The sequence below is a fragment of the Streptosporangium fragile genome (assembly GCF_039534445.1).
Lineage (GTDB): Bacteria > Actinomycetota > Actinomycetes > Streptosporangiales > Streptosporangiaceae > Streptosporangium > Streptosporangium fragile.
In genome coordinates, this window is the sequence record NZ_BAAAVI010000017.1 from 43848 (window position 1) to 70407 (window position 26560).

The window sequence follows — 26560 nt, forward strand, 5'->3', positions numbered from 1 at the left end:
CCGCGGCCGGAGCCCTGCTCGACGGGCACGCGGGAACGCCGGATCGGTCACGTGGGACACCCCGTCTCCGGTGGGTTCCGGGGGCGCGGGTGTGGAAAGCCTCGGACGGTCACGTGGGACACCCCGCCTCCGGAGAGACCTGGGGCGAGGGCGTGGAGAACCCCGGACGGAATCGCCGGGTCGTCAGAGGGAGAGAGCGGGGCGGGGCCGGGGAGGACCGCGCCGGTGCGGCACGTGACGGAGCGCGGACGGGCGGGGGAGACCCGGCTCGTCCGGGAAGGGAATCGACGGCGGTGCGGCCGTGGGGTGCGTCTCGAGGACGAGCACCAGGCTGAGCCGGGTGCCGAGGCGCCGGAGCAGGGCCCAGAGCAGGGCCTCGCCGCGGGCGAGCCACAGCGAGGTCAGCGTCACGGCCCAGCCGTGCATGACCAGCATCGCGACGTCGGACAGCAGACCCGCGTGCGGGTGCGCCGGGTCGGCGTGGTGGACCGCCGGGCAGGTCGTGGCGAACAGCAGGTGCAGCGCCGCCTGCCCGCCGCCGAGCAGCGGGAGGATCGTCCGCGCGCCGCGTTCGCGCCCGGTCGCCGGCAAGGCGATCCCGAAGGCCAGGGCCAGCCCGCCCGCCGCGCTCGCCGCCGTGACGGTGCCACCGGCGAACAGGTGCGCGACCACGCCCAGCCCCAGGCACACCGCGGCGAACGCCGAGGCGCGGGCGAGGCGGAAGGGCGAGGCGGCGAGCATGGTGGGGCAATCATCACACACGGGGAGGCCGCCCTCTCCGGTGGTCCCGGCCGGGTCCGGCCGTGTCTCCGGCGGGAAATGCGATATCTCCCGCTGCGCTTTCAGCGGAAAGCGCCCACAGCGAACGGATCGGAATTCCGGGGGGTCGCGGGGTTATGGTCGCAGGTATTCGCTTCGCGAAATCCGTTTCGGAGTGGGGGAAAGAGATGAGTGGTCCGCAGTTCGCCTCCGAGGACCAGCTGTACCAGCGGTTGCTGCGCAACCGGATCGTCGTGCTCGGCAGCGAGGTGAACGACGAGGTCGCCAACCGGATCTGCGGTGAGCTGCTGCTGCTCGCCGCCGACGACGGCGAGCGCGACATCTGGCTCTATGTCAACTCTCCCGGCGGCTCGTTGTCTGCCGGCATGGCGATCTACGACATGATGCAGTACGTCCCGAACGACGTCGCCACCGTGGGCATGGGCCTGGCGGCCTCGATGGGGCAGTTCCTGCTCTGCGCGGGCGCCTCCGGCAAGCGCTACGCCCTGCCGCATGCCAGGATCATGATGCACCAGCCCCTGGGCGGCATCGGCGGCACCGCCGCCGACATCGCCATCCAGGCCGAGCAGACGCTCTACACCAAGCAGATGATGCGCGAGCGGATCGCCTTCCACACCGGCCAGTCGATGGAGCGCATCGAGGAAGACTGGGACCGCGACCGCTGGTTCACGGCCACCGAGGCCAGGGACTACGGGCTGGTCGACCACGTCATCCGCACCACCGGCGAGGTGGTGCGCAGTAATTAGCGTTCCGCGTCGCGCGGGATTCAGCCCTGCGGGCAATCCGGCTCCCAGGGTGATTTCGCTCCGAGAATAATTCCGCGTACGGCGCGATTCCCTTCCGGGAATTCCGTCCGTTGAATGATCCGGTCGGCGGAGTGGCCGGGTCCGCGACAATTCCCTGTCCCTGTCCCTGTCCCTGCCCCGCGCCACGCCCGCCGGAAAGCTCCGCCGTCCGGCGGAGAGCCCGCCGCCCGGGGTGACGCCGATGACGCCCGATTCCCAAGGCCGGTGCGCCGCGCTCCGTCTCCGGCGGCGCCGGCGGGCAGGGTGCGCAGTGCCGTTCCGCCTTGCCCTTGCCCGCGCCGTCGCCAGGCGCGGACCGGGCACAGGGGGGTGCCCCGGCGATTCAGCCGGTGGTCGCCGGCCGGTGCCGGTAAGCCGCAGGTCAGTGGTGGCAGAGCAGGCATCGTACGGCGTGTTCGAGAGATTTGGCGTCGCCGATCGGGGCCGGCCAGGGCAGGCGGATCAGCGTCGGGTCGTCGGCGCCGCAGCGGACGGTCGCCCCGAAGCGGTCGAGCTCCCACAGCCAGGCCTCGGGCACCGGCGCGGTGAGCAGCGAGCCCAGGGCCGTCTCCAACTGCCGCCGGTGGGCGTTGTTGACGTGGTGGAGCATGCGTTCGGCCTCGCCCATCAGCGGGTCGGGGGTGGCGCCGAGATACTCCTCGGCGTCCAGGATGCCTGACTCGGCGCCGGTGATGTAGATAACCTGGCCGATGTCGACGCGGAGGAGCCGGGGCCCGGCGGTACCCTCCAGCGCCTCGAACAGTGCCTCGTCCGGGCACCGCTCCGCGATGGCCACCGCCGTCTCCCGCGCCTCGTGCTCCGGTACGGCCTGCACCCAGCCCTGCACCTTGAGCAGGCCGCGCGAGAGCTCCCGTCCTCCCAGGGAACGGTTCGAGGTCAGGTCCACGGTCACCACCGGCTCGTCCCGCACATCGTGCAGCGGGTCGCCGGGCAGGGCGAGCAGCACCGGGCGGCCTGCGCCGTCCACGCCGCCCCTGGCCGGCATCGCGGGCCGGGTCGTGCCGGCGATCGACACATGGGTGGGAGCCGCCGTGGCGGCGAGCGTGCGGACCCGCTCCGGGATCGGCGGAGCGACGACGGGCTGCTGCATGAACCGGCTCTCCTTGAGATCAGACGTCTTCTACAGCTAAGGTAAGTCTTACCTAACTAAGGCAAACCTAAGCACACAGGAGTGACGATGCGCTACACCGGGCCCAAGGTGCGGCTCTCCCGCAGGGCGGGCGTACCGCTGAGCCGGAAGGCCGTCCGCTACTTCGAGGAGCGGCCCTACCCGCCGGGCGAGCACGGCCGCAAGACGAACCGCCGGCAGACCGGCGACTACGGACTGCGGCTGATGGAGAAGCAGAAGTTGCGCTGGTACTACGACGTGTCCGAGCGCCAGATGGGCCGCTACTGGGACATGGCGGTGCGCAGCAGCGGCCGTTCCGGAGCCGAGCTGGTGGTGCTGCTGGAGTCGAGGCTCGCCTCGCTCGTCCTGCGCGCCGGCCTGGCCCCGTCGATCTACGCCGCCCGTCAGTACGTCTCCCACGGCCACATCACCGTGGACGGCCGGAAGGTCGACATCCCCAGCTACCTGGTCAAGCCCGGCCAGGTCGTCGCGGTACGCGAGAAGTCGCGCCGCATGCAGCCGTTCGTCGCGGCTTCGGAGGGTGTCTACGCCGACGAGCGGATCGCCCCCTACCTCGACGTCGACCACGGCAACCTCCGGTTCACCCTGGTCGACCGCCCGCTGCGCGAGCAGATCGCCGTCCCCGTGGACGAGCAGATGGTGGTGGAGTTCTACTCCCGCTGACCCGCGACGCCGGCCCGCTGCCCGCCGGGTGGCGGGCTCGTTCCACTCCGGCGGGCTCGCTCCCGCCGGTCGTCCCGCACCGGCCGACGGCCCCTCCCGCCGGTCGTTCCGCACCGGGGGTCGGATTCGGTCACGCCGGCGACGGCCGGGGGTCAGTCGAGGGCCGGCGGCCGTCTGCCCGCACCCGCCGGGAGTCCGGTGTCCCGCGTGTCCCGCGCCGAGGGCCCGCCGCCCGGCACCGCGGGAACCCGGTCCCGCAACTCCCGCACCTCGGCCCGGAGCTCGGCCAGCTCGGCCAGGAGCGCGGCCCCCAGCTTCTCGGTGGCCTGCGCCGGCCCCTCGGCGTTCTCCTCCTCCATCGCGCTGACCACCACCGCGATGAAGAGGTTCAGCACCACGAAGGTGCACACGAGCATGAACACCACGAAGAACACCCACGCCCACGGATGCCGGGACATCACCTCGCGGGCGATGTCGGACCAGGCGTCGCCGGTCATCATCTGGAACAGGGTGAACAGCGAGGTGGGCAGGTCCCCGAAGTACTCCGGCGCGGTCTCGTGGTAGAGCTTCGTGCCCATCACCGCCGCGACGTAGAGCACCAGGCCCAGTAGCAGCACGATGGACGTCATCCCCGGTACCGCGGCGAGCAGCGCGGTGACCACCCTGCGCAGGCTCGGCACCACCGAGATCAGCCGCAGCGCCCGCAGGATCCGCAGCGCCCGCAGCACCGAGAGCCCGCCCGCCGTGGGCAGCAGCGAGACCGCCACGATCGCGGCGTCGAACAGGTTCCACGGGTTCCGGAAGAAGTACCGGCCCTGGGCGTAGATCTTGACGCCCAGCTCGGCGACGAAGATGTAGAGCGCCAGATGGTCGACGACCGTGAGCGCCGTCCCGTACCGCTCGACGGCCGTCGCCGAGGTCTCCAGCCCGAGCGTCACCGCATTGATCACGATGATGGCGGTGATGAGGTGCTGGAAACGTGGGGTCTCCAGCGCGGCGCGAAGACGCTCGCGCACCGGCACGGGGGCTCCCGGGTGTCGGACGGCCGAGTACAGCGCTTGATCATAACGGATGGCCGCAAATCAAGAACTCGAAGCGGCCGAACCGGAGATCCGGCCTGATCGGGGTATTTCGCGGGCTCCGGCAAGCGCGTGGTCAGGCGTTCTCCGGTGCCGCCTCCCGGCGGACGCAGTACGCCCCGATCCCCGACTCCAACTGGTCGAAGGCGAGCTCGGCGTGCTGCCGCAGGTGCGGGGCGATGGCCTCGACGGTCTCGCCCGCGATCATGCGCTGGACGGCGTAGGCCGAGAGCCTGCGCAGCACGGCGCAAATCTGGGCGGCCGCGAGCGCGGGGGTGGGGTCTCCGGCGTCCGCTCCCGCCTCGTCGGCGAGCGTCCGGGCCAGAGCCTCCTCCCGGGCCTCGTTCAACGTCCAGAGCCGGGCGTTGAGCGAGGGGCTGGCCGCGATCATCCGGGCGAACCGGTCGCTGCCCTCGTGGAAGCCGTAGCGGTAGTCGCGAGTGTCCACGGCGTCGAGGAAGTCGCGGCGCAGCGCGGCGAGTGCGCTCTCTCCCGGCCTCCGCTCCCGGACGACCTTGCCGGGCAGGTCCTCCATCTCGCCCTCCCGGTCGAAGAGCAGGTCCTCCTTGGTTTTGAAGTAGTTGAAGACCGTGTTGACCGAGACGTCGGCGACTCGGGCGACCTCGGCGACCGTCACGTTGTCGAACCCCCGCTCCAGGAACAACCCCGTCGCGATGTCGGAGATGCGCTGCCGGGTCTCCCGTTTCTTGCGCTCACGCAGGCCCTCGCTCATGGCCTCATCCTATGGTGTCGAGCAAACTTTGCAGTGACTCCAAAAATATGGTTACTCTAAAAATGGAGGTACGCAAATGATCAAGACATCGGCGTTGAGCAAGACCTTCCCCGGGGGCGTCGAAGCCGTCCGGGGCGTGGACATGGCGGTGGAGGCCGGGGAGATCGTGGGATTCCTCGGCCCCAACGGAGCAGGGAAGACGACCACCATGCGGATGCTGACCACCCTGCTCACCCCCAGCGGGGGCAGCGCCACGGTCGCCGGGCACGACCTGGTCACCGGCCCGCGGGAGGTGCGGCGGCGGATCGGCTACGTCTCCCAGGGCGGTGGGATCGGCCCGGCCGACCCGGTCGGGGAGGAGCTGGAACTCCACGCCATGCTGTACGGCATGCGCCCGGCAGAGGCGCGCGAGCGGGTCGCGGAGCTCCTCGACCTGTTCTCCCTCACCGGCCTCGCCGACCGGCCGGGCGGGGCGCTCTCCGGCGGCCAGCGCCGCCGCTTCGACCTGGCTTTCGGGCTGGTCCACCGCCCGTCGCTGCTCTTCCTCGACGAGCCCACCACCGGCCTCGACCCGCAGAGCAGGGCCGACCTCTGGGCGCACATCCGGAGGCTGCGCGACGAGCACGGCCTGACGGTCTTCCTGACCACGCACTACCTCGACGAGGCGGACGCGCTCGCCGACCGCCTGATCATCATCGACCACGGCGTGATCGTCGCCGAGGGCACCCCGGCCGGGCTCAAGGGCGGCACCGGCACCCTCGATGACGTCTTCCTGTCCATCACCGGCCGCTCCCTGCGGGACGGCACGACGGACGAGGGGCGGTGAGCGGCCCGATGACCGTCGTCCGCGACACCTGGCTGATCTTCCGGCACAACGTCCGGATCTCCCTGCGGCAGAAGGCGGGGATCGTTTTCGGCGTCCTGCAGCCGCTGCTCTACCTGGCGCTGTTCGGCCCGCTGTTCGCCACGATCGGCACCTGGGAGATCCTGGTCCCCGGCCTGCTGCTCCAGGTGGCGCTGTTCAGTGCGGGCATGGCCGGGTTCGGCATCGTCTTCGACGCCAGGTCCGGGGTGCTCGAACGGCTGCGCGTCACCCCGGCGCACCGGGTGGCCCTGCTGCTCGGCAGGGTGCTGGGCACATCCGTCACCCTGCTGATCCAGTCGGTCGTGCTGGTCGCGGCCGGGTACGCCTTCGGGCTGCGCGCACCGGTGCCCGGCGCGCTGGCCGGGCTCGTCCTGATGATCCTGCTGGGGATCGGGCTGGCCGCGCTGTCCAATGCCATCGCGCTCACCATGAACCCCGACGCGTTCGCTCCGGTCATGGGCACGGCGATGGTCCCGCTGCTCCTGCTCTCCGGGGCCTTCCTGCCGATGTCGATGGCACCCGGCTGGCTGGACGCGCTCTCGCGGGTCACCCCGTTCCGCCACGTGCTCGAGGCCCTGCGCGAGCTCTTCGCCGGCCGCTACGCCACCGGGACCGTGGCCGCCGGCGTCGCCGTGGCCCTGGCCCTGGCGGTGGCCTGCGTCGCCGTGGGCACCCGCGTCTTCAACCGGGAGAACGCCTGAGACCCCGTCCCCGGAGCGCGGCGGACCCCTGATCCCCGGCCCCGGCAGGCCGTTCCGCGCCGGACGGGTCGTACCGCGACGGGCCGGTCGGGTCACCCCTGGCCCGGCCGGTCGGGCCGCTGCCCGCCCGGCGGGTCGTGCCGGTCGCGGCCCGGCCGGTCGGGCCGTGGCGGGCCGTAGGGCTCGATCCTCGGATCGGAGTAGACGCCCCCGCCCGTCCCCGGATCGAGGCGGTCCGCGGCGCTCTCGCTCACGCGCAGGCCGTACAGGCCCCGGTCGGGATCGACGGACACCAGGCCGTAGCCGGTGTCGACCTCCTCTTCCGACAGGCCCAGGCGGCGCATCGCGTCGGCGAGCGTCGCCCGGGGCTGGAGTCGTACGGTGACCAGACGCATGCCCTCACGCTACGCGCCTGGCCCGGCGGCGCAACGAGGCGAGCAGGGCCCGTGTGTCGACGATCCCGTAACCGTAGTCGTCGTCGAACCCGACGTCGCTGCGGTCGTCGGCGGTGCGGCGCAGCAGGGTGCGCAGCTGGGCGGGGGAGAGCCGGGAGGAGGGCCAGAGGGTGCGCACGGCCGCCACCAGGCCGGCGGCGACCGGGCAGGCCGCCGAGGTGCCCGAGTCGGGTTCGCGGTCGCCGAAGGCCCGGGAGCCGGAGAAATGGGTGTAGCAGCAGATGTCGGGCTTGCGGGCGGTCAGGCGGCCCGGCCCCTGGGAGGAGTAGCCGACCCGCTCGCCGCGGACGTCGACGCCGCCGACCGACAGGACATCCGGGTGGGAGTTGGCGCCAGCGATCGGCCGGTCGGGGTAGGCGCACCGGCTGTCGCGGCAGTCGCGCCCGCAGTTCCCGGCGGCGAACAGCACGTCGGCGCCCGCCCGGTCCAGGCTGGAGACGATCAGGTTGAACGGGTGGGCCGGGTTGTCGGAGTAGTTGCCCGGGTGACCGACGGGGAAGTCCCAGAGCGGGGAGAAGGAGCCCCAGCTGTTGCTGATCACCAGGGAGCGCGATTCGGCGGGCCGTTCCGCGAGGACGGTGCGCAGGTGGGCGAAGGCCGCGACGGCGTCCGAGAGCAGGCCGTCGAGGGCCGAGCCGCCCGGACGCCGCGAGAGCAGCACCGGGACGTCGATCAGCGAGGCCCGCGGGGCGGCGATGAGCGCGTCGAAGGCGCACATCGTGCCGTGGTCGACGGCGAACTCGCCCGCCCCGCCGTCCACCCCCGCCGGGCTCCAGCTCCGCTCGGCGTCGAGGTTCACCTCGCGGTCGAGCTGCCGGGTGACGTGCCGGGCGTTGATGCCGGTGTCGAGCACCGCGACGGCGACGCCCGTGCCGTCCAGGCCCTCCTCCGCCAGCTCGGCGACCCGCAGCAACCGCTCCACGTCGTGCCAGTCGCCCACCGGGGGGTCGCCGCCGCAGGTGAGGTTCGGGCCGATCACGGGGTCGGCGAACACGCCCACGACCTCCGGGCGCAGCGCGGGCAGGAGGGTGACCCGGGTGGAGATCTCGTCGTCGGAGATCTCCCCGCGGACCACCACCGACGCCTCCCGGGCGGCCATGGAGAACGTCAGAGGCTGGTTCAGCGAGAGGGGGTCGCCCCCGCCTGGCACGGGCCGGGGCACGACGACCGGCGCGAAGGAGGGGTCGAGCACGACCCCGGGAAGCGTGTCGGCCACGTCGGCCGCGGGCGTGCTCACCACGGGGTCGGCCACGGCCGCGACGACGTCGGGGGAGGGGCGGAGCTGGAGCAGGACTCGCATGATGCACCACCGGCGATGAGAGGGGACCGATTCCCACCACATTCCTGCATCGACAGTGATCACGTCCACTGGTCGAATCCTTACTCAACCAGGACGTACATTCCCCAGAACCCGCAAATCGCAGACATGGATTTCCTTCCCTGAGCGGGTGCCGGTCACTAGCGTTGGGCGGCATGACCGCAGCGGCCGAGACGACGCCCACACCGCACCCCGACGCCCGGCACGAACACTGGCTGAGCACCCGGCCCAGGCTGGTCGTGGCCAGCGGCTTCATGCTCTTCCTGGAGCTGGCGCTGATCCGGTGGACCGGATCGAACATCGTCCACCTGAGCTACTTCACCAACTTCGTCCTGCTCGGCTCCTTCCTCGGCATCGGGCTCGGCTTCCTCCGGGTGGGCCGCACCACCCGGCAGCCGTACTACTCGCCGATCGTGCTGGCCGCCCTGGTGCTGGTCGTCCTGCTCTTCCCGGTCACCGTCGACCGCCAGACCGAGGGCGTCCTGTACTGGACGAGCCTGAGCGCCAGCGGGCCGCCGCCCTGGCTGATCCTCCCCGTGGTCTTCGCCGCGGCGGCGATCGTGCTGATGGGCCCGGCCGAGCTGGTCGGGCGGTGCTTCCCCGAGCTCGACCGGCTGGAGGCCTACCGCTACGACCTGATCGGCAGCCTGACCGGGATCGGGCTGTTCACCGCCCTGTCGTTCCTCAGCGCGCCCCCGGTGGTGTGGGGCGCGGTCGCCGCGGTCGCCTACGCCGTGCTGCTGTGGCCCCGCAGGTTCTGGGCCCGCGTCGCGCTGCTCGTGCCCTCGCTGGTCGTGGTCGGGGCGCTCGCCGTCGAGACGCTGACGGCCGGGGCCCTGTGGTCGCCGTACTACAAGGTGACCTATGTGCGCGGCTACTGGAACGACGTGCCGCTGATGAACATCGACGTCAACGGCATCCCGCACCAGCAGGCCACCCCGGCGAGGAACCGCCTGGAGTGGGAGCGCCAGTACGCCCTGCCGTACGAGCGCTCGGCGGCCGCGGGCCGGCTCGACGACGTGCTGATCGTGGGCGCGGGCAGCGGCACCGACGTGTCGATCGCGCTGTCCAAGGGCGCCAGGCGCGTCGACGCCGTGGAGATCGATCCCAAACTGCTCGAACTCGGCCGCAGCCACCACCCGGACCGGCCTTACGACGACCCCCGGGTCACCACCCACGTCACCGACGGCCGCGCCTTCCTGGAGCGCACCTCCGACAAGTACGACCTGATCCTGTTCGCGCTGCCCGACTCGCTCACCCTGGTCTCCGGCGCGAGCTCGCTGCGGCTGGAGAGCTACCTGTTCACGCAGCAGGCGATGGAGGCCGCCCGTGACCACCTCAAGCCCGGCGGCTCCTTCTCGATGTACAACTACTACCGCGAGAGCTGGCTGGTCGACCGGCTCGCCGCCACCATGCAGGCCGCCTTCGGCCACAAGCCGTGCGTCGACATCGTCAGCGAGACCGGTCAGCAGGCGGTCATCACCGCCGGGCTTACCTCGGACGCGCAGCGGTGCGGCGGCGAGTGGGCGGGGGCGACCGCCGAGACGCCGCCGCCGACCGGCGACGACCGGCCCTTCCTCTACCTGAAGGACCGGACGATCCCGGAGATCTACCTCATCACCCTCGGCCTGATCCTCATCGTGAGCATGCTCGCCGTCCGCGCCGTGGCCGGGCCCTACACCCGGATGCGTCCCTACACCGACCTGTTCCTGCTCGGGGTGGCGTTCCTGCTGCTGGAGACCAAGAGCGTCACCGGGTTCGCGTTGCTGTTCGGCACCACCTGGGTGGTGAACGCGATCGTGTTCGCCGGGGTGCTGGTCGCGGTGCTCGCCGCCGTGGAGGTGACCCGCCGCTTCCGGGTCCCGCCCCTGCCGGTGATGTACGGGGTGCTGCTGGCCGGGCTGCTCCTGGCCTGGCTGGTGCCCAACTCCTGGCTGCTGGGCCTGCCGCTGCCGCTGCGCGCGGTGGTCGCCGTGGTCGTGGCGTTCCTGCCGATCTTCGCGGCCAACGTGGTGTTCGCCAAGCGCTTCGCCGACTCCGCGGACGGCACGGTCGCCTTCGGCGCCAACCTGCTGGGCGCGATGGTGGGCGGCTGCCTGGAGTACCTGGCGCTGGTCGTCGGCTACCAGGCGCTGCTGATCGTGGCGGGCGTGGTCTACCTCGGGGCCTTCGCGCTGCTGCCCAGGACCGCGCGGGTCGGCTGAGCCCGGCGACCCGGGAAGGATCGGGAAAGGAAAAGACGGCGGCCCGCTCTCCCCTCGCCGGGGAGAGCGGGCCGCGGACGTCCGGTGGGTCAGAACCCGCAGATCTCGCTGAGCGACTGCGCGTTCTTACCGTTCTGGGTGGGGGTCTGGCTCGGCTTGGCCGCCGCCACCCTGGTGCGCGTGGGCGTGGGGGAGGGCGTGACACCGCTCGCGCCCGGGGCAGGTGTGGCACTGCTCGCGCCGGGAGCGGGTGTGGTGCCGCTCGCGCCGGGGGAGGCGGGGGCGGCCTGGGGGCGGCGGGTCGGCTGCACCGACTGGCGCAGCGTCCTGGCGGTCGCGGTGCGGATCTTCTGCCAGTCGGGCGAGCCGGTGTAGAACTCCGGTGGCACGAACTGGAGGCTGACGATCCTGGCGTCCTTGACCTTCAGCCCCAGTTCGGCGATGTGCTCCAGCAGTTCGCGCGGGATGTTCGTCCTGGCCATCCTCTTCGCCACGCTTGCGATCTTGACGAAGTTGGTGAGCACGACCGAGGGGGTGGCCTGCTGGGCGAAGGCGCCGATGACGCAGCGCTGGCGGGCCATCCGGGAGAAGTCGTCGCTGCCGACGCGGGAGCGCCCGTACCAGAGCGCCTCCTCGCCGCTGAGCGTCCGGTAGCCGGCCTTGATGGTGCCCGCGGTGCCATAGAGGCCGCCCCATGGGATGTCGCGCTCCACCTTGATCTTCAGGCCACCGATGGCGTCCACGAGGTGGGCGAAGCCGTACATGTTCACCAGGGCGTAGTAGTCGATCTTCAGGTTGAGCGTGTGGCCGATGGCGTCCATCAACGCCCGGGGGCCCCGCTGCCCGTCCTTCTTGCCCGGCATGACCTCGGGGTGGTCCTCGGCGTACTGCCAGACCTCGTTGAGCAGGCCGCCGTTGGGCAGCTCGCGCATGAAGCCGTTGGGGAACCGCTTGCCGAGCGCGGTGCCGGTCGGGAAATGGACATGCTGGAGGTTGCGGGGGAGGCTGAACATGGCCGTGTTGCCGGTCTTGATGTGCACGCTGGCCACGGTCATGCTGTCGGTGCGGATGCCCTCCCGGTTGCCGGCGCCGTCGCCGCCGACGAGGAGGAAGTTCACGCGCTCGCGCCCGCCCCAGGGGTCCTCGTGCTTGATGGGCGTCGCGACGGGGTCCTCCCCCTCGCTCGGGAAGATGGCGTCGGCCGCGTCCTGGATGGTCAGCACGGTGCTCGCGGTCAGCGCGAACGGCGCCATCACCGACACGCACAGCACGCCCACCACGATGCCCGAGACGATCTGCCCCCGGCCGCTGAGCCGCTCCGGCTTCAGCGAGATGTAGGAGGACAGCAGCAGCAGGAACCAGGCGAGCCCACCGACGATGGCGAGGACCACGCCGGTCGTGAGCGTGCTGTCCCGGGTCAGGAAACCGGCGTTGTTCGCGATGATGAATCCGGAGACCACCGCGGTCGCCAGCAGCAGGCCGAAGATCCCGAGCAGGATGTAACCGGTGCGCCGGTGCCCGGCCCGCAGGTGCGCAGTGCCCGGGAGGATCGCCGACAGCGCGGTCCAGCCGATGAGCCCGGCGGGCGTCAGCGGTTTGGCGAACCGGGGGCGTCCCTTCTGCGCGGACCCGGCCGGTCCCCTGGAGGCCCCCGCGGCCTGGCCGGGCCGCACCCCCGGCGGAGTCGTGTCCGGACTCTCGGGCGCCTCCCGCGTGAGGACCGCGGCTTGCGTGGCGGCTTGCGCGCCCGCCGGTGCGGTGTCCTGCGGGCCCGGGACGCTGTCCCCGCCGGATGCGCCGGGGGAGGGGGCGTCCGCGTGGCCGGGGGCGCTCTGGGCGGCCACCGGGTCCGACGCGCCGTGAGGACCTGGAGGACCTGGAGGACCGGGAGGGCCGGACGGCACCGCGGAGCCGGAGCCGGGACCGGGTCCGTTCGCCGGGGCGGGGCCGGAGCCGGGTCCGTTCGCCGGGCCGGACGGTCCCGCCGGGCCGGGCGCACCACCGGGGGCGCGGCCTGTGCTACGCCGGCGGGAGCGCCGTTTCCCGCTTTCGTCGGCGAGATCCCCCGAGTCTTGCCCAAGGCGCATCGTTACACCGCTTCCTACTATGTATATCCCGGTCCACCAGGCAAAATGGCCATGGTTCCCCGATTCCACGGAATTGCCTGGATTCTAGTCCCCATACCGGAACATGGCGGACAGATGGCCAATCTATGGTGAATGACCTCTTAACCTATGGCGTCGAGGACGCCGGGCCGGTCAGGTGCCGTACGCCGGAGGCCCTGTCCTTCTCGCGATCCCGGCGGGGGCGGCGGTTGCCGTGGGCCGGGGAGCCGTGGTCGCGAGAAGGGCGGCGGCGGTGGCGGGGCCGGGCGGTCGTACGGCATCGGCCCCCGGGGCGGCGGTCCCGGCGGAAAGCTCCACCCGGGCGGGAATCCCCGCGGCGGTCCCCGCGACCACGGCTCCCGGGAGGAGGGTGTCCGGTCCGGCCGGCCCCGGTCGTCTCCGGGGCGGTGGAGGCGGCGGATGCTGGCCGCTGCCTGTCACTCCGCCTCCCCGGTAATCCGAGTGCCCATAGACCTGCAGGTCCGGACTTTTGCCGAATTTAGGGCGTAAGCATACTGATTTATCAGCCGTCACGGATGTCGCTGCGTTCGGTTACATTCCGAAATCATCCAAGGTGATCTCCGCGATGTCCGGGACCGCACCGGGTGCCGTGACCTAGCTTCGAAGTCATGAATCTGCAGCAGCTCCGCTATGTGGTCGCGACGGCGGAGCATCGCACCATGACCGACGCGGCCAGGTCGCTCTACATCGCCCAACCTGCGCTTTCCCGTGCGATCAGAGATCTGGAACGGGAGCTCGGGATGACGTTGTTCGCACGTTCGGGACGTGGGGTCGTCGTCACGGCGCAGGGACGTCGGGTGGTCAAGCTGGCCCGGGAGGCACTCGACGCCGTTCGCGAGATCGAGTCCCTGTCCACGCATGGCCACACCTCCGAGGCGGAGCTCCGCATCGCCTCGACGCCCAGCCTCGAATCGGGGCTGGCTGGACGCCTCCTCCCCGCCTACACCGCCGAGCACCCCGGGGTGCGCGTCCACATCGTCCGCTGTGACGGGCGCGACGGCGTGGTCAACGCCATCAGGGACCACCGGGCCGACCTCGGCCTGACGGACCTGCCCGTCCCCCCCGATCTGGTCAGCCACCCGCTGGAGCGCCAAGAGATCGTCCTGATCTCCCCGCCCGGCGTGGACCTGCCCGATCCGGTGCCGGTGAGGAGGCTCAACGGCATGCGGCTGGTGCTGCCGAGCCCCGGCAGCGCCCGGCGCAAGGAGTTCGACGCGCTCTTCGCCAAGCACGGTGTGGCCCCCGTGGTGGTGAACCACGTCGACGAGCGCGGCAACTGGCTGAGCGCGATCTCGGGTACGGCCTCGATGCTCTGGTACCGGGGGACGGCCGACCAGGCCGCCCGCGCCGGGCTCGTGGTCCGCACCCTCGATCCCTCGGTCCGCCGGGTGATCGCCCTTGTCCACGCGCGACGGCGGCTGCCCGCCATCGCCCAGGAGTTCCTGTCCGTGGCCGAAGGTGGGTCGGCCGCGTAAGGACGCCGTGGGTCGTCCGTTCTCCCATTCCCCCAGAGGCGGCGCAGGTGGGAGCGCCGTCCTCTCCGACACCGGGCGATAGGCTCGGTCTCGATGACTATCTTGCGCCTGCGCGGCCGTGAGTTCCGGCCCGGCGAATTCGCGATCATGGCGGTGGTCAACCGCACCCCCGACTCCTTCTTCGACCGGGGAAGGACGTACGGCTTCGACGCGGCCCTGGAGGCCGTGGACGCGGCGGTGGCCGCGGGGGCCGACATCGTGGACATCGGCGGAGTCAAGGCGGGCCCCGGGGACGAGGTCGACCCCGCGGAGGAGATCCGCCGGGTGGCCGACCTGGTCGCGGCGGTCAGACGGCGCCATCCCCGGCTCATCATCAGCGTCGACACCTGGCGTGCCGAGGTCGGCGAGGTCGTCGCCCAGGCGGGCGCCGACCTGCTCAACGACACCTGGGGCGGGGTCGACCCCGCGCTGGCCGGCGTCGCCGCCGAGCACGGCATCGGGCTGGTCTGCGCGCACGCCGGACGCGTCGCCCCGCGCACCCGCCCGCACCGCATCGCCTACACCGATGTGGTCGCCGACGTCGTCCGCTACACCGTGGACCTGGCCGAGCGCGCCGCCGCCGCCGGTGTGCCCAGGGAGTCGATCCTGATCGATCCGGCGCACGACTTCGGCAAGAACACCTGGCACTCCCTGGAGGTCAGCCGCCGCCTGGACGAGATGGTCGCCACCGGCTGGCCGGTGCTCGTCGCGGTCTCCAACAAGGACTTCGTCGGTGAGACCCTCGGCGGCCTGCCGGTCGCCGAGCGCCACGCCGGCACCCTGGCCACCCTGGCGGTCTCCGCGTGGCAGGGCGCCAGGGTCTTCCGGGTCCACGACGCCGCCTCCGCGCGCACCGCCCTGGCCACCGTCACCGGACTGCGCCGTCGACCCGGGCGTCCCGCCCCGCCGCCGGACGCGCCCGGTGACGGGAGGCGGACGAATCAGGAATAGATCACCGACAGGAAGCGGATCAGGATCTCCTCCCGCTTGCTCGCCGGAAGGGCGTCCAGGACCGCGTTGACCACGGCCATCTCCGGCTGGCCCGAACCGCCGAGGTCCACCCCGACCGAGGCCGCCAGCTCGGCGAACGCGGCGTCGTCCAGCGCGTCCAGGTCCAGCCCGGCCACCAGCTCCACCAGCCCCTCGGGCAGCCGCGCGGGACCCCGCTCGCGGGCCGCCCGCGCCGACTCCGCGATCACCTCCAGCATCGCCTCGACCCCCCGCAGGGTCACCCCCGTCACCGTGACGTGGATGTTGGCCGGGATGCCCGCGTAGGAGAGCTGCGGCTGCAGGAACCAGCCGCGCTTCCTGGCCTCGTCCGACAGTACGAACACGTCCAGCTCGTCCGAGCCGAAGGCCACCAGCGCCGACTCGGGGTCGCCGAGCACCCGCAGGCCCGGGATCGCGGCGAGCCCCTCACGGAGCCTGCGGGCGGCCGCCAGCGTGGCGCGGCCGAGCTCCAGGTAGCCCTCCCGGCCCAGGGCGTGCAGGGTGGCCCACGCGCCGCCCAGCGGCCCGGCGGACTTCGAGCTCTGCACGGTGGCGTTGATCACCGTGTAGCCGGGCCAGGACGCCGAGGCGAAGTACGCCCTGCGCCGCAGCGCCGGATCGGCGAACAGCACCACCGAGGCGCCCTTGGGGGAGTAGCCGAACTTGTGCAGGTCGCAGGAGAGCGAGGTCACCCCGGGCACCGACAGGTCGAACGGCGGGATCCGCGCCCCGGCCTCGCGCAGCCACGGCAGCAGCCACCCGCCCACGCACGCGTCCACGTGGCACGGCACGCCGCGTGCGGCGGCGATCCCGGCGAGCTCGGCGACCGGGTCGACCACGCCCTGCGGGTAGGACGGGGCCGAGGCGACCACCAGCACCGTGTCCTTGGTGATCGCGGCCTCGGCGGCCTCGGGGGAGGCCCGGAACGTCACCGGGTCCACCTCGACCGGGTCCACCTCGACCCCCAGGTAGTGCGCGGCCTTGTGGAAGGCCGGATGCGCGGTGACCGGGACCGCCATCCGGGGGCGCCCCGGCACCCGCCGCGAGTCCCGCGCCGCCTTCACGGCCAGCATGATCGACTCGGTGCCGCCGCTGGTGAAGATGCCGCAGCCGCCGCCCAGCAGCTCGGCGACCGCGCCGACGACCTGCTTCTCCATCTCCACGACGCTGGGAAAGGCCGTCGGGTCGAGGGTGTTGACCTCCAGCATCTCGAAGTAGGCCGCCGCCGCGGCCTCGTGCACCTCCGGCCGCCCGGTGTCGTAGACGTACGCGGTCACCTTGCCGCCGCGCACCGGCAGGTCGTCCTGCCGCAGACGGGCGATCTCGGCCAGCAGTTCCTCGGCGCCGCGGCCCTTCTCGGGCAGGCTCATCGGTCTCCTCGGGGGGACGGCTCGCGGGGAGCCGGAAAGGGACGGGACCCGGCGGGCACCGGGGGATGCCAGGATCACACAGATCGCGGGCGAGGGGATCACGGGGCGGCCGGGCGGACGCGGGGGAACGGGCCGGGGAGCCCCCCGGTGAGGGGACGGCGGCCGGGCAGGGGGCCCGGACGGGGTGTGCGGCGCGGCCGGGCAGGGGACCCGGTCAGGTGCGTGGCGTGGCCGGGCAGGGGACCCGGGCGGGCACGCGGCGCGGTCAGGCAGGGGGCCCGGGCAGGCCCGCGGCGCGGTGGACGGTCCGGTGCAGGTTGGTGCGGAACCAGCGCAGTGTGACGGGGTCCTCGGCACCCCCGAACCCGCCGTCCCTGTTCAGCACCCCGCCCATCAGGAAGCCGTTCACCGACCACATCAGCGTCCACATGATGTAGCGCAGGTCGACGTCGGGGCCGACGTGTCCGGCCTCCGCCGCGGCGTCGATCACCATGGAGACGAGGTCCATCAACGGTTTCATGTACTCGCGCTCCGGCTCGACGAGGTCGCCGGCGTCGGCGAGCCACCGGTGCATCCGGAGCGCCGGCGTCTCGGGATGCACCAGGCAGTAGTCGATGTAGTGGTCGACGATCCGGTGGATCACCGCCGCCGTCTCCTCGGGGGTGGACGGGACGAACCCCTTCAGCGCCGCCTCCAGCGACTCCCGCTCCGCCAGGTACGCGCGGTCGAGCACCGCGAGGTACAGCTCCCGCTTCCCGCCGAACTCCTCTCTCAGGACGTCGGGGCTCAGCCCGGCCGCCTCGGCGATCTGGCCGCTGGACGTCCCGTCGTACCCCAGGGCGGAGAACAGGCGGGCCGCGACCTGAAGGATCATCTCGCGCCGGTCCTCGTCACCCGAAGTCATGACTGCGACGGTAGGCGCGAGCGGATCACGTGACCAAGCACCTGATTGGCAAAGATCGGTCAAGATAGCGGAAGTCGTACGACCGCCCGCAGACCGGGAGAAGCGTCCTCCAGGTGGACCGCGCCCCCGTGGGCGTGGACGGTCTCGCGCACGATCGCCAGGCCCAGTCCGGCCCCGCCCTCGTCGCGGCTGCGCGCGCTGTCCAGCCGGGTGAAGCGGTCGAACACCCGCTCCCGGTCGGCTTCCGGGATGCCGGGCCCGTCGTCGGTGACGGTCAGCACCGCGTCGGCCCCCTCGGTCCGCAGCGCGACGACCACGGGGGCGGAGGTGTGCCGCAGCGCGTTGTCGACCAGGTTGACCAGCACCCGCCCCAGGTCCAGCGCGTCCCCGGTGACCACGATCGCCCCGTCCTCACCGGCGGGGCCGGTCGCGATCTCGACGGTGACCGCCTCGCCGTACCGCTCGACGGTCTGCGGCACGAGCTGGTCCAGCTCCACGGGCTCCCGGCGGGCCAGCGCGCCGCCCCGCTCGTCCAGGCGTGCCAGCGCCAGCAGGTCCTCCGCCAGCCGGGACAGCCGCATGGTGTCCTCCAGCACGCCCTCGGCCGTCTCCCGCCAGTCCTGGCCCTCCGGATGCCCCAGCGCCACCTCCAGCTGGAGCCGGATGCTCGCCAGCGGGCTGCGCAGCTCGTGCGCCGCGTCGGAGACCAGGGCCCGCTGCCGCTGGTCGGCCTTCTCCAGCCGGCCCAGCATGTCGTTGAGCGTGATGGCCAGGCTGTGCACCTCGTCGCGCGCCTCGGGAACCGGCAGGCGGCGCGAGCGGGCGGTGTCGGTGATCTCCTCCGCGCCCCGGCGCAACGCCGCGATCGGCCGCAGGGTCCTGCCGACGATCAGCCAGCTGGCCCCGGCGAGCTGCAGGAGCAGCAGCGGCGTCCCGATGAGCAGCACGTGCCCGGCCGTGGCGATGCTGGTCTGCACCTCGCTGAACGGGCGTGCGGCGATCACCGTCCGCCCGCCGTCGGCGCTGAGCACCCGGACGCGCAGCACGTGCGGGATGCCGTACGGCTCACCGTTCAGGAAACGCGCCTCGCCCTTGTGGATCGCCGCGGCCCGCTGCCGCGCGTCCAGCAGCGGGACCAGCCTGTCGGTGCCGGCGGTGGCGTGGGTGATCCGCCCGGAGGCGTCGAGCACCTGCAGCAGGACGCCGTCGGGGGAGCTCAGCTCGTCCGGCAGCCGCCCGGCGTCGGCCAGGGAGACCGTGCTCCTGGCCCGCTGGTGGATCGAGTCGTCGATCGTGATCAGCAGCGCCCTGCCGAGCACGTCGACCATCACGTACGCCGAGATCGCCAGCGCCACCGCGAGCACCGCCGAGGCCGCGGCGGTCACCCGGAAGCGCAGGCTCTTCCGCCGCCACCAGCCGACCGTGCGCCGCACTCTCTGCGGGGCCGGATCAGCCGCCATCGCCGGCCAGCCGGTAACCCGCTCCCCGCACCGTCTGCAGCGCGTTCCGGGAGAACGGCGCGTCGATCTTGCGGCGCAGGTAGCCGACGTAGACCTCGACCACGTTGGGGTCGGTGTCGAAGGTGTCCCAGACGTGCTCCAGGATCTCCGACTTGGAGACCACCTCGTCGCGATGGCGGAGCAGGTACTCCAGGAGGGCGAACTCCCGGGGAGTCAGCTCCACCGGCGTGTCGCCCCTGCTCACCCGCCGCCGCGCCGGGTCGAGCGTCAGGTCCCCGGCCCGCAGCACGGCCGGCCGCCGGTGCGCGCCGCGCCGCAGCAGCGCCCGCAGCCTGGCCACCAGCACGACGTACGAGAACGGCTTGGTCAGGTAGTCGTCCGCGCCCAGGTCGAGCCCGTCGGCCATGTCGTACTCGCCGTCCTTGGCCGACAGCATCAGGATCGGCACCCAGTTCTCCTCGGCGCGCAACTGCTTGCACACGTTGTAGCCGGAGACCCTGGGCAGCATGATGTCCAGCACCACGACGTCGTACTCGCCGTGGCGGGCCAGGTGCAGACCCTCCTCCCCGTCGTGCGCGAGATCGACCGCGAACCCCTCCGCCTGCAGCCCGCGCTGGAGAGCCGCGGCCATCCGCCGTTCGTCCTCCACGACGAGAACTCGCATCCCCACCCCTTCCTTGCCGGACCCCATTTTCGGCCAGCCGGCCTGAGAGCCGGCTGAGAACCCTGTGAGCCCTCTCAGTCTGTCTCAGCGTCGGCACAGGAGCCCTCCCGCAGTCTGGTGGTCAACAGGGATTGACGGCATACCGTGGAGGAGTGAAATGTCTGAGGAAGCGAGACGAGGTCGTGCGGTGAGGTGGGCCGTGCCGGTCGCCGCGTTCGCGGTGGTCGCCGGGGTCATCGGCGCGGGACCGGTCATCGCCGCCGTCCAGGGGGATCCCGCACTGCCGGAGCGCACCGCCGGGCAACTGCTCGCCGACGCCGCCCAGGCCAGCCGGTCCGGGTTGAAGCCCATGTCGGGCACGGTCATGCAGACCGCCTCCTTCGGCCTGCCGGGGCTGCCCGAGGTGCAGGGGGGCATGGGCGGAGCCTCGCCCACCGCGCTGCTGGTGGGCTCCCACGAGCTCAAGGTCTGGTACGGCGGGGAGAGCAAGCTCCGCCTCGCCCTTCCCGGCCGGATGAGCGAGACCGACCTGATCGTCAACGGCGACCAGGTGTGGCTCTGGGAGAGCGAGGCCAACAAGGCCACCCGGGTCAAGGTCGACGCCGGCGCGCACGAGAAGGCCGGCGGGCATCCCAAGCCCGAGGAGGCCCTGCCCACGGCGGTCACGCCGCAGCAGCTCGCCCAGCAGGTGCTGCAGGCGGCCGAGGCCGACACCGTGGTCAGCGTGACCAACACCGAGCGGGTCGCCGACCGCGCCGCCTACCAGCTCGTCCTGGCGCCCAAGGACGCGTCGTCGCTGGTGAAGGAGGTCAAGCTGGCGCTCGACGGGGAGACCTTCGTCCCGCTGCGGATCCAGGTCTACGCCAAGAGCTCGGCTGAACCGGCCTTCGAGGTCGGCTTCACCTCGGTCACGTTCTCCCCGCCCGCCGCGGAGAACTTCACCTTCACCCCGCCCGCGGGCGCCAAGGTGGAGGAGAAGTCACTCGGCACGCTCGTCGGGGAGCACGGGGCCGACCGCGGTGAGGGAGCGGATCCCACGCACGGGCGGTTCGAGGACGGCGAGCTCAAGGGCAAGATCAGGACCGTCGGCGACGGCTGGACCACGGTCGCGGTGCTCCCCGTCTCCGAGCGGGACCTCAGGACCCCGGACACCGGTGGGCAGAGAGGTCAGGACGCCGGCGCGATCGCCGACACCATCCTGAAGTCCGCCAAGCCGATCAGCGGGGCGTGGGGCAGCGGCAAGGTCATCCAGACCAAGCTGGTCTCCGCGCTGCTGACCGACGACGGCCGCCTGCTGGTCGGCGCGGTCACCCCGGAGAAGCTGGCCGAGGCCGCCGGGCGGAAATGAGCCGGACGCCGGGAACCGCCCGGTCCCGGGCGGTGTGCTCCGGGGTGTCCGGGCGGCACACTCCGGGGCCACCCGGGCAGAGCGGCTCGGGCTGTGCGCTCGGGCGCGCTCGGGCGCGCTCGGGCGCGCTCGGGTGGGCTCGGGCTCGGAACCGTCCGGGCCCGGGTGACGGGTGACCCCGCAGGCCGCGCGAGCGGGGCTTGCGGTGCGGAGCCCGGTGGGGATCCGGTGCGGGGCCGGTGAGAATCCGGGGGCGCCCGAGAGGGCGCCCCGGTCCCGGCGAGTCCCCGTCCCGGCGAGTCCCCGTCCCGGCCCCGCCGGGCCGTCCGGGATCCGCGCGGGGAGGTCCGGCGGGCGGGCCGTCCCGGCCGCCCGGGAACCGGCGGACCGTTTGAACCGACGAATCGATGAGCAGTGGGGGAGACGTGCCGATCGCCCAGAACGCGAGGACCGGGGAGGTCCCGCATGACACCCCGGAAGGGGACGGCAGGCGAGGAGGGGGGCCGTGCTGACCGCCGAGAGACCGGTACCGGGTGAGGCCGTCGCCGACGCGGACCTCTCGATCGTCACCGCCGGCCTGACCAAACGGTTCAGGAGCGGGCAGGTGGCCGTGGACGCCCTCGACCTGGCCGTACCCAGGGGGTCGGTCTTCGGCTTCCTCGGACCCAACGGCTCGGGCAAGACCACGACCATCCGCATGCTGCTCGGCCTGGTGGCGCCCACGTCGGGCAGCTGCCGGCTGCTCGGCACGCCGATGCCGGGCGGGGTCGGCACCGTGCTGCCGAGGGTGGGGGCACTGGTCGAGGGGCCGGCCTTCTACCCCTACCTGTCGGGCGAGGCGAACCTGCGCCGCTACGACGCGGCCGACCCGTCGGCCGATCCCCGCACCGCCCCGGCGAGGATCGGGCTCGCCCTGGAACGGGTGGGCCTGTCCGCGGCGGCACGCAAGCGCTACCGCGCGTACTCGCTGGGCATGCGCCAGCGGCTGGCCATCGCGGCGGCGCTGCTCGTGCCGAGGGAACTGCTGATCCTGGACGAGCCGACCAACGGCCTGGACCCGCAGGGCACCCGCGAGGTGCGGGCCCTGGTCAAGGAGATCGCCACCGACGGGACGACCGTGTTCGTCTCCTCCCACCTGCTGGCCGAGGTGGAGCAGATGTGCTCCCACGTCGCCGTCATGCGGGCCGGGCGGCTGGTCGCCCAGGGGCTCATCGCCGAGCTCCGGGCCGCCGAGGCGGTCAGGATCCGGGTGGAGACCCCCGACACCGCCGAGGCGGCGGCCGTGCTCGCGGGTCTCGGCCTGCCGGAGATCCGCCTCGGCGACGGTGAGGTCAGCGCGGGACTGGCGGCCGAGGCGCCGGAGCGGATCTGCGCCGCCCTGGTCACCGGAGGGGTCGCGGTCCGCGGCCTGGCCGTGCAGCGGCCCAGCCTTGAAGACGTGTTCGTCGGCCTGACCGGGGAGGGTTTCGATGTCGACGGTTAGCGGGAAGGAAGCCGTGTCCACCGAGAACGCCACGCGCGCCGCCTTCGGCCCGGTCGCGGCCCCGGCAGCGGGACCGGCCGGGGCCGCAACGACGGACCCGGCCGGGACCCTGGCGGCGGGGCCGGGCGGGGTACCGGGCCCGGTCGCGGAGGCGGGCGCCGTCCGGGCCGGGACCGGCGCCCCGCCCCGTCCGGTGGGCGCCGTCCGGGCGTGGCTGCGGCTGCTCGGCTCGGAGGTGGGCCTGACCCTCCGGCGGCCCAGGAACATCGCCATGCTGGCCGTCCTCGCCGTGATCCCGGTGCTGTTCGGCATCGCGCTGCGCGTGTTCGGCGGGCCCGACGAGGGCGAGCCCGGCGGCGGACCGGCGATCCTGCAGCAGGTCACCGGGAACGGGTTGTTCCTGGCCTTCGCCGCTCTCTCGGTCCTCGTGCAGTTGCTGCTGCCGGTCGCCGTCGCGGTGGTCTCCGGCGACTCCATCGCCGGGGAGGCCGGTACCGGCACCCTGCGCTACCTGCTCGCGGTCCCCGCCGGCCGGACCCGCCTGCTGGCCGTCAAGTACGCCAACACGGTCGTCTTCTGCCTGGCCGCCGTCACCGCGGTGGTGCTCTCGGCGCTCCTGACCGGCCTGGCGCTCTTCCCCGCGGGCCCGATCACCCTGCTCTCGGGCGGGACGATTCCCTTCGCCGAGGGGGTGCTGCGCATCGGCGTCGTCGTCCTGTACGTCACCGCGGGCATGGCGGCCCTGGCCGCCGTCGCGCTGGCCCTGTCGACGTTCACCGAGGTGTCCATCGGAGCCATCGCCGCGACCGTGGTCGTCGTCATCGTGGCCCAGGTCCTCGGCGTCGTCCCGCAACTCGCCGTGATCCAGCCCTACCTGCTCACCACGTGGTGGAGCGGCTTCGACGGCGTCCTTCGGGACCCGGTCGCCCTCGGCGACATGGCCGACGGCCTCCTGGTCTTCGGCGCCTACGCCGTCGTCTTCGGCTCCGTCGCCTGGGCCCGCTTCACCGGCAAGGACATCACCTCCTGACCCGCCGGCCGGTGCCCGGGGCCGTGCGCCGCGGTCCCGGGCACCTGCGTGTGTATCCGCAGGCCGGGCGGGTACGCGTGTCCTCGACCGCCGGTCCCGTGGGGTCGTGCGGTCACGTCGAGCGTGCCCGCCGGGCGCCGGTCCGCAGGCACGCGCCTGGGGAGGGAACATGAGCGAGCAGCCCGGACACGAGGAGCACCGGCCGGTCGAGCGCGGGGAGGGGGAGAAGACGGGCGGCGCGTCGCTGACGCCGGCCGAGGAGAGGAACCTGATGCGGCCCGCGGGTTCCACACCCGGCTCCGGGTCCGCACCCGGCTCCGGCGGCGCATCCGGCTCCGCATCCGGTTCCGGCGGCGCATCCGGCTCCGCATCCGGTTCCGGCGGCGCGGCCGAGGTGAGCGACGCCGAGTACATGCGGCTCAAGGAGCTGAACCCCGACGACTTCGAGTGACGCGGGAGGTCCCGGAGGCCGCCCGCGATCGGGCGGCCTCCGGGACGTCGCGGCGACCTTCCCGGACCGCCGGTGACTACCGGTCCGCGGGCCGGTCCCCCCGGCGCAGCCGCTCACTCCGGCCCTGGAGCTCGTCGATCAGCGTGGAGGCCTCGGCCTTGCTGAGCCCCTCCGGGACCTCCCGGCCCGCCTCCCGGGCGAGCGTGCGCAGGTACGACTCCTGAGGCGCGGTCATCGGCTCGTCCCCCGTCGCCCACTCTTCCGGGCTCTTCTCCACCGGTCCTCGATCCATGATGCTCCCCTTTCGAACCTCCGTTCGCCCTACCCGGTCGGTCGCGCGGTAACCGTCGGGGAGGGCGGACCGGCCGGGCGCGGCGGCCCGGAGGTCACGGGCGGCGGGTGCGCAGCACGACCAGGTCTCTCGGCGGGACCTCGATCCACCCTTCCGGGGCGTGCTCGGTCCCGGTGAGCAGGTCCGTGCCGCCCGCGCGGAGCCGGGCGGGGGCGTCGGAATGGTTGAGGGCGAACAGGAACTCCGCCTCCGGACCGCTGCGCCGCACCAGTTCAAGGCCCGGTGCGGCGTCGGCGGCCGGGGTCGCGCCGGCCTCGGCCCGGACCCGGACGAGCAGCGCGGCCATGGCCTCCGGGGCCAGCTGGGTGGCGACGTACCAGGCCCGGCCGGCACCGTACCGGTTGACCGTGACCGCGGGCACCCCGGCGAGCGGGCCGTCGGCGTAGCGGGCGACGGCGGTCGCGGTGTCCAGTTCGAGCAGTTCGGTCCAGTCGGCGGCCGTCCACCCGGGGCCGGCCGCGTCGGTGCGCACGGCGGTGGTGACGCCCGGCAGCAGGGGGAAGAACTCCTCCACCCGCACGCCGAGCAGGTCGCGGAAGGCGCCGGGGTAACCGCCGAGGCGGATGTGGTCGTTCTCGTCGACGATGCCGGAGAAGTAGGTCGTGAGCAGGTGGCCGCCCGCCTCGACGTAGGCGGCCAGGCGGCGGCCGGTCTCGTCGGTGGTCAGGTGCAGTGTCGGGGCCAGGACGAGCCGGTAGCCGGCCAGGTCCGTGCCCGGCGGGACCACGTCGACCTGGACACCGGCCTGCCACAGGGCCTCGTACCAGCCGAGGGCGATCTCCCGGTAACGCAGCCGGTCGCTCGGGTGCGAGTCGAGCTCGCTGGCCCACCACGACTCCCAGTCGAAGAGCAACGCGACCTCGGAGACCACCCGCGAGCCGGCGACCTCCGCCAGGGCGGCCAGGTCGCGGCCGAGCCCGACCACGTCGCGCCAGATCTTCGAACGGGTGCCCGCGTGCGGCAGCATGCCGGAGTGGTACTTCTCCGCCCCCGCCCGGGAGGCCCGCCACTGGAAGAAGCAGACCCCGTCGGCGCCGCGCGCGACGTGTGCCAGGCTGCCCAGCCGCATGCCGCCGGGCGGCGTGGCGACGTTCACCGGCTGCCAGTTGACCGCGCTCGTCGCGTGCTCCATCAGCAGCCACGGCTCACCGCCCGCCACGCCGCGCGTCAGGTCGGCGGAGAAGGCGAGCTCGACCTCGGGCCGGGCCCGCGCCCCCTCCGGGCAGGCCCGCGCCCCCTCCGGGTAGTGGTCGTTGGAGACCAGGTCCACGTCGCCCGCCCACGAGGCGTAGTTCATGTTCCTGGTCTCACCCATGATCATGAAGTTGGTGGTCACCGGCACGTCGGGGGTGATCCTGCGCAGCACGTCGCGTTCGGCGCGGAGTTGGTCGCGCAGCGCGTCGGAGGAGAAGCGCGCGAAGTCGAGCTGCTGGGACGGGTTGACGAAGGAGGCGGCCAGGCGCGGGGGGAGGATCTCCTCCCAGTCGGAGTAGACCTGGCTCCAGAAGTCGGTGCCCCAGGCGGCGTTGAGCGCGTCCAGGGTGCCGTGCCGCTCGCGGAGCCAGCCGCGGAACGCGGCCGCGGAGACGTCGCAGTAGCAGCGGGCGTTGTGGCAGCCCAGCTCGTTGGAGACATGCCACAGGACCAGCGCGGGGTGCCCGCCGTAGCGGGTGGCGATCTCCTCGGTCAGCCGCAGCGAGTGCTCGCGGTAGATCGGGGAGCTGGGGCACCACGCCTGGCGCCCGCCGTGGTGCAGGCGACGGCCCTCGCGGTCGATCGGCAGCACCTCGGGGTGGGCGCGGGTCAGCCACGGCGGGGGAGAGGCGGTGGCGGTGGCCAGGTCGACGGAGATCCCGCCCTCGTGGAGCAGGTCCAGGACCCGGTCGAGCCAGCCGAACTCCCACGTCGTGGGGGTCGGCTGGAGACGTGCCCAGGAGAATATCCCGACGCTGACCAGGTTGACACCGGCTTCGCGCATGAGCCGGACGTCTTCGTGCCAGACCTCCTCCGGCCACTGCTCGGGGTTGTAGTCGGCGCCGTAGGCCAGGCCGGCGGGCCGGGGCCAGCGGATCCAGCGGTGGGGCATGTCCGTCCTTCGGGGGAGATTCCGGCGCGTGCACCGGAAAGGAGGGGCC

At 72.8% G+C, this 26560-nt stretch carries 24 protein-coding genes; 11 read left to right on the top strand and 13 right to left on the bottom strand.

The genetic code is table 11. The features are described from left to right. Positions 1 to 183: 183 nt before the first annotated feature. Positions 184 to 741, bottom strand: a complete 558-nt coding sequence (locus ABD841_RS13760; RefSeq protein WP_344971282.1) for an MFS transporter — start codon at positions 739 to 741, stop codon at positions 184 to 186. 206 nt (positions 742 to 947) lie between these two features. Here ABD841_RS13760 and ABD841_RS13765 point away from each other — a divergent pair, with 206 nt between their 5' ends. Next, the gene (locus tag ABD841_RS13765) at positions 948 to 1526 is read left to right on the top strand and encodes a ClpP family protease (RefSeq protein ID WP_344971284.1); all 579 of its coding nucleotides are present in this window, start codon (positions 948 to 950) and stop codon (positions 1524 to 1526) included. Between the two features lie 421 nt (positions 1527 to 1947). On the opposite strand, the gene ABD841_RS13770 is transcribed toward ABD841_RS13765, so the two are convergent. Further along, positions 1948 to 2676: a DUF2470 domain-containing protein gene (locus tag ABD841_RS13770; protein ID WP_344971285.1), complete on the bottom strand. Its 729-nt coding sequence runs from the start codon at positions 2674 to 2676 to the stop codon at positions 1948 to 1950. 87 nt (positions 2677 to 2763) lie between these two features. Between ABD841_RS13770 and rpsD the strand changes: the two genes are divergently transcribed. After that, positions 2764 to 3378, top strand: a complete 615-nt coding sequence (gene rpsD, locus ABD841_RS13775) for a 30S ribosomal protein S4 (protein ID WP_344971287.1) — start codon at positions 2764 to 2766, stop codon at positions 3376 to 3378. 152 nt (positions 3379 to 3530) lie between these two features. On the opposite strand, the gene ABD841_RS13780 is transcribed toward rpsD, so the two are convergent. Both ABD841_RS13780 and ABD841_RS13785 read right to left on the bottom strand, forming a co-directional pair. Beyond that, complete coding sequence (locus tag ABD841_RS13780) at positions 3531 to 4394, bottom strand: ion transporter (protein ID WP_344971289.1); 864 nt, start codon at positions 4392 to 4394, stop codon at positions 3531 to 3533. A 139-nt stretch (positions 4395 to 4533) separates the two neighbouring features. After that, positions 4534 to 5190, bottom strand: coding sequence for a TetR/AcrR family transcriptional regulator (locus ABD841_RS13785; protein ID WP_344971291.1), 657 nt, complete (start codon positions 5188 to 5190; stop codon positions 4534 to 4536). A 76-nt stretch (positions 5191 to 5266) separates the two neighbouring features. On the opposite strand from ABD841_RS13785, the gene ABD841_RS13790 reads away from it, so the two are divergent. Continuing rightward, a complete protein-coding gene (locus ABD841_RS13790) occupies positions 5267 to 6016 on the top strand; it encodes an ABC transporter ATP-binding protein (protein ID WP_344971292.1) in 750 nt (249 codons plus the stop codon). Further along, positions 6013 to 6756 (top strand): ABC transporter permease, encoded by a 744-nt coding sequence (locus ABD841_RS13795; protein WP_344971294.1) that lies wholly within the window; start codon positions 6013 to 6015, stop codon positions 6754 to 6756. The genes ABD841_RS13790 and ABD841_RS13795 overlap by 4 nt, the downstream gene beginning before the upstream one ends. A gap of 92 nt (positions 6757 to 6848) precedes the next feature. Here ABD841_RS13795 and ABD841_RS13800 read toward each other — a convergent pair whose 3' ends face one another. Next, positions 6849 to 7151 carry a hypothetical protein gene (locus tag ABD841_RS13800; RefSeq protein WP_344971296.1) on the bottom strand — a complete coding sequence of 101 codons (303 nt, stop codon included), beginning with the start codon at positions 7149 to 7151 and terminating at the stop codon, positions 6849 to 6851. A 4-nt stretch (positions 7152 to 7155) separates the two neighbouring features. After that, complete coding sequence (locus tag ABD841_RS13805; protein ID WP_344971298.1) at positions 7156 to 8511, bottom strand: S8 family peptidase; 1356 nt, start codon at positions 8509 to 8511, stop codon at positions 7156 to 7158. 173 nt (positions 8512 to 8684) lie between these two features. Between ABD841_RS13805 and ABD841_RS13810 the strand changes: the two genes are divergently transcribed. Beyond that, on the top strand, positions 8685 to 10733 hold the full coding sequence (locus ABD841_RS13810; RefSeq protein WP_344971300.1) for a spermidine synthase: 2049 nt from the start codon (positions 8685 to 8687) through the stop codon (positions 10731 to 10733). An 89-nt stretch (positions 10734 to 10822) separates the two neighbouring features. Here ABD841_RS13810 and ABD841_RS13815 read toward each other — a convergent pair whose 3' ends face one another. Beyond that, positions 10823 to 12406, bottom strand: a complete 1584-nt coding sequence (locus ABD841_RS13815; protein WP_344971302.1) for an LCP family protein — start codon at positions 12404 to 12406, stop codon at positions 10823 to 10825. Positions 12407 to 13467: 1061 nt separating this feature from the next. Here ABD841_RS13815 and ABD841_RS13820 point away from each other — a divergent pair. Then, positions 13468 to 14334: a LysR family transcriptional regulator gene (locus ABD841_RS13820; RefSeq protein WP_344971304.1), complete on the top strand. Its 867-nt coding sequence runs from the start codon at positions 13468 to 13470 to the stop codon at positions 14332 to 14334. 93 nt (positions 14335 to 14427) lie between these two features. Further along, positions 14428 to 15324, top strand: coding sequence for a dihydropteroate synthase (folP, locus tag ABD841_RS13825; protein WP_344971306.1), 897 nt, complete (start codon positions 14428 to 14430; stop codon positions 15322 to 15324). On the opposite strand, the gene ABD841_RS13830 is transcribed toward folP, so the two are convergent. The 4 genes from ABD841_RS13830 to ABD841_RS13845 form a co-directional block, all read right to left on the bottom strand. Next, positions 15315 to 16733 carry a pyridoxal phosphate-dependent decarboxylase family protein gene (locus ABD841_RS13830; RefSeq protein ID WP_344971309.1) on the bottom strand — a complete coding sequence of 473 codons (1419 nt, stop codon included), beginning with the start codon at positions 16731 to 16733 and terminating at the stop codon, positions 15315 to 15317. The genes folP and ABD841_RS13830 overlap by 10 nt on opposite strands. 265 nt (positions 16734 to 16998) lie before the next feature. Beyond that, positions 16999 to 17637: a TetR/AcrR family transcriptional regulator gene (locus ABD841_RS13835; RefSeq protein WP_344971311.1), complete on the bottom strand. Its 639-nt coding sequence runs from the start codon at positions 17635 to 17637 to the stop codon at positions 16999 to 17001. 59 nt (positions 17638 to 17696) lie between these two features. Further along, a complete protein-coding gene (locus ABD841_RS13840) occupies positions 17697 to 19097 on the bottom strand; it encodes a sensor histidine kinase (protein ID WP_344971313.1) in 1401 nt (466 codons plus the stop codon). Next, positions 19087 to 19761 (bottom strand): response regulator transcription factor, encoded by a 675-nt coding sequence (locus ABD841_RS13845; protein ID WP_344971315.1) that lies wholly within the window; start codon positions 19759 to 19761, stop codon positions 19087 to 19089. Before ABD841_RS13845 ends, ABD841_RS13840 begins: the two co-directional genes overlap by 11 nt. A 157-nt stretch (positions 19762 to 19918) precedes the next feature. On the opposite strand from ABD841_RS13845, the gene ABD841_RS13850 reads away from it, so the two are divergent. The 4 genes from ABD841_RS13850 (at position 19919) to ABD841_RS13865 (ending at position 24073) form a co-directional block, all read left to right on the top strand. Then, on the top strand, positions 19919 to 21109 hold the full coding sequence (locus tag ABD841_RS13850; RefSeq protein ID WP_344971317.1) for a LolA family protein: 1191 nt from the start codon (positions 19919 to 19921) through the stop codon (positions 21107 to 21109). 505 nt (positions 21110 to 21614) lie between these two features. Next, positions 21615 to 22592, top strand: coding sequence for an ABC transporter ATP-binding protein (locus ABD841_RS13855; protein ID WP_344971319.1), 978 nt, complete (start codon positions 21615 to 21617; stop codon positions 22590 to 22592). Beyond that, positions 22579 to 23622, top strand: coding sequence for an ABC transporter permease (locus ABD841_RS13860; protein WP_344971321.1), 1044 nt, complete (start codon positions 22579 to 22581; stop codon positions 23620 to 23622). The genes ABD841_RS13855 and ABD841_RS13860 overlap by 14 nt, the downstream gene beginning before the upstream one ends. Positions 23623 to 23791: 169 nt before the next feature. Next, a complete protein-coding gene (locus ABD841_RS13865; RefSeq protein ID WP_344971323.1) occupies positions 23792 to 24073 on the top strand; it encodes a hypothetical protein in 282 nt (93 codons plus the stop codon). 76 nt (positions 24074 to 24149) lie between these two features. Here ABD841_RS13865 and ABD841_RS13870 read toward each other — a convergent pair whose 3' ends face one another. Continuing rightward, complete coding sequence (locus ABD841_RS13870; protein ID WP_344971325.1) at positions 24150 to 24365, bottom strand: DUF3072 domain-containing protein; 216 nt, start codon at positions 24363 to 24365, stop codon at positions 24150 to 24152. A gap of 94 nt (positions 24366 to 24459) precedes the next feature. Continuing rightward, the gene (locus ABD841_RS13875; RefSeq protein WP_344971327.1) at positions 24460 to 26511 is read right to left on the bottom strand and encodes a beta-galactosidase; all 2052 of its coding nucleotides are present in this window, start codon (positions 26509 to 26511) and stop codon (positions 24460 to 24462) included. Positions 26512 to 26560: the final 49 nt, after the last annotated feature.

What these genes read in the sequence shown, in the direction of transcription:
- rpsD (WP_344971287.1), top strand. Translation starts at nt 2,764, where the DNA reads ATGCGCTACACCGGGCCCAAGGTGCGGCTCTCCCGCAGGGCGGGCGTA.
- ABD841_RS13875 (WP_344971327.1), bottom strand. Translation starts at nt 26,511, where the DNA reads ATGCCCCACCGCTGGATCCGCTGGCCCCGGCCCGCCGGCCTGGCCTAC.
- ABD841_RS13770 (WP_344971285.1), bottom strand. Translation starts at nt 2,676, where the DNA reads ATGCAGCAGCCCGTCGTCGCTCCGCCGATCCCGGAGCGGGTCCGCACG.
- ABD841_RS13805 (WP_344971298.1), bottom strand. Translation starts at nt 8,511, where the DNA reads ATGCGAGTCCTGCTCCAGCTCCGCCCCTCCCCCGACGTCGTCGCGGCC.
- ABD841_RS13790 (WP_344971292.1), top strand. Translation starts at nt 5,267, where the DNA reads ATGATCAAGACATCGGCGTTGAGCAAGACCTTCCCCGGGGGCGTCGAA.
- ABD841_RS13785 (WP_344971291.1), bottom strand. Translation starts at nt 5,190, where the DNA reads ATGAGCGAGGGCCTGCGTGAGCGCAAGAAACGGGAGACCCGGCAGCGC.
- ABD841_RS13835 (WP_344971311.1), bottom strand. Translation starts at nt 17,637, where the DNA reads ATGACTTCGGGTGACGAGGACCGGCGCGAGATGATCCTTCAGGTCGCG.
- ABD841_RS13810 (WP_344971300.1), top strand. Translation starts at nt 8,685, where the DNA reads ATGACCGCAGCGGCCGAGACGACGCCCACACCGCACCCCGACGCCCGG.
- ABD841_RS13845 (WP_344971315.1), bottom strand. Translation starts at nt 19,761, where the DNA reads ATGCGAGTTCTCGTCGTGGAGGACGAACGGCGGATGGCCGCGGCTCTC.
- ABD841_RS13800 (WP_344971296.1), bottom strand. Translation starts at nt 7,151, where the DNA reads ATGCGTCTGGTCACCGTACGACTCCAGCCCCGGGCGACGCTCGCCGAC.
- ABD841_RS13765 (WP_344971284.1), top strand. Translation starts at nt 948, where the DNA reads ATGAGTGGTCCGCAGTTCGCCTCCGAGGACCAGCTGTACCAGCGGTTG.
- ABD841_RS13820 (WP_344971304.1), top strand. Translation starts at nt 13,468, where the DNA reads ATGAATCTGCAGCAGCTCCGCTATGTGGTCGCGACGGCGGAGCATCGC.
- ABD841_RS13865 (WP_344971323.1), top strand. Translation starts at nt 23,792, where the DNA reads ATGAGCGAGCAGCCCGGACACGAGGAGCACCGGCCGGTCGAGCGCGGG.
- ABD841_RS13850 (WP_344971317.1), top strand. Translation starts at nt 19,919, where the DNA reads ATGTCTGAGGAAGCGAGACGAGGTCGTGCGGTGAGGTGGGCCGTGCCG.
- folP (WP_344971306.1), top strand. Translation starts at nt 14,428, where the DNA reads ATGACTATCTTGCGCCTGCGCGGCCGTGAGTTCCGGCCCGGCGAATTC.
- ABD841_RS13860 (WP_344971321.1), top strand. Translation starts at nt 22,579, where the DNA reads ATGTCGACGGTTAGCGGGAAGGAAGCCGTGTCCACCGAGAACGCCACG.
- ABD841_RS13760 (WP_344971282.1), bottom strand. Translation starts at nt 741, where the DNA reads ATGCTCGCCGCCTCGCCCTTCCGCCTCGCCCGCGCCTCGGCGTTCGCC.
- ABD841_RS13830 (WP_344971309.1), bottom strand. Translation starts at nt 16,733, where the DNA reads ATGAGCCTGCCCGAGAAGGGCCGCGGCGCCGAGGAACTGCTGGCCGAG.
- ABD841_RS13870 (WP_344971325.1), bottom strand. Translation starts at nt 24,365, where the DNA reads ATGGATCGAGGACCGGTGGAGAAGAGCCCGGAAGAGTGGGCGACGGGG.
- ABD841_RS13840 (WP_344971313.1), bottom strand. Translation starts at nt 19,097, where the DNA reads ATGGCGGCTGATCCGGCCCCGCAGAGAGTGCGGCGCACGGTCGGCTGG.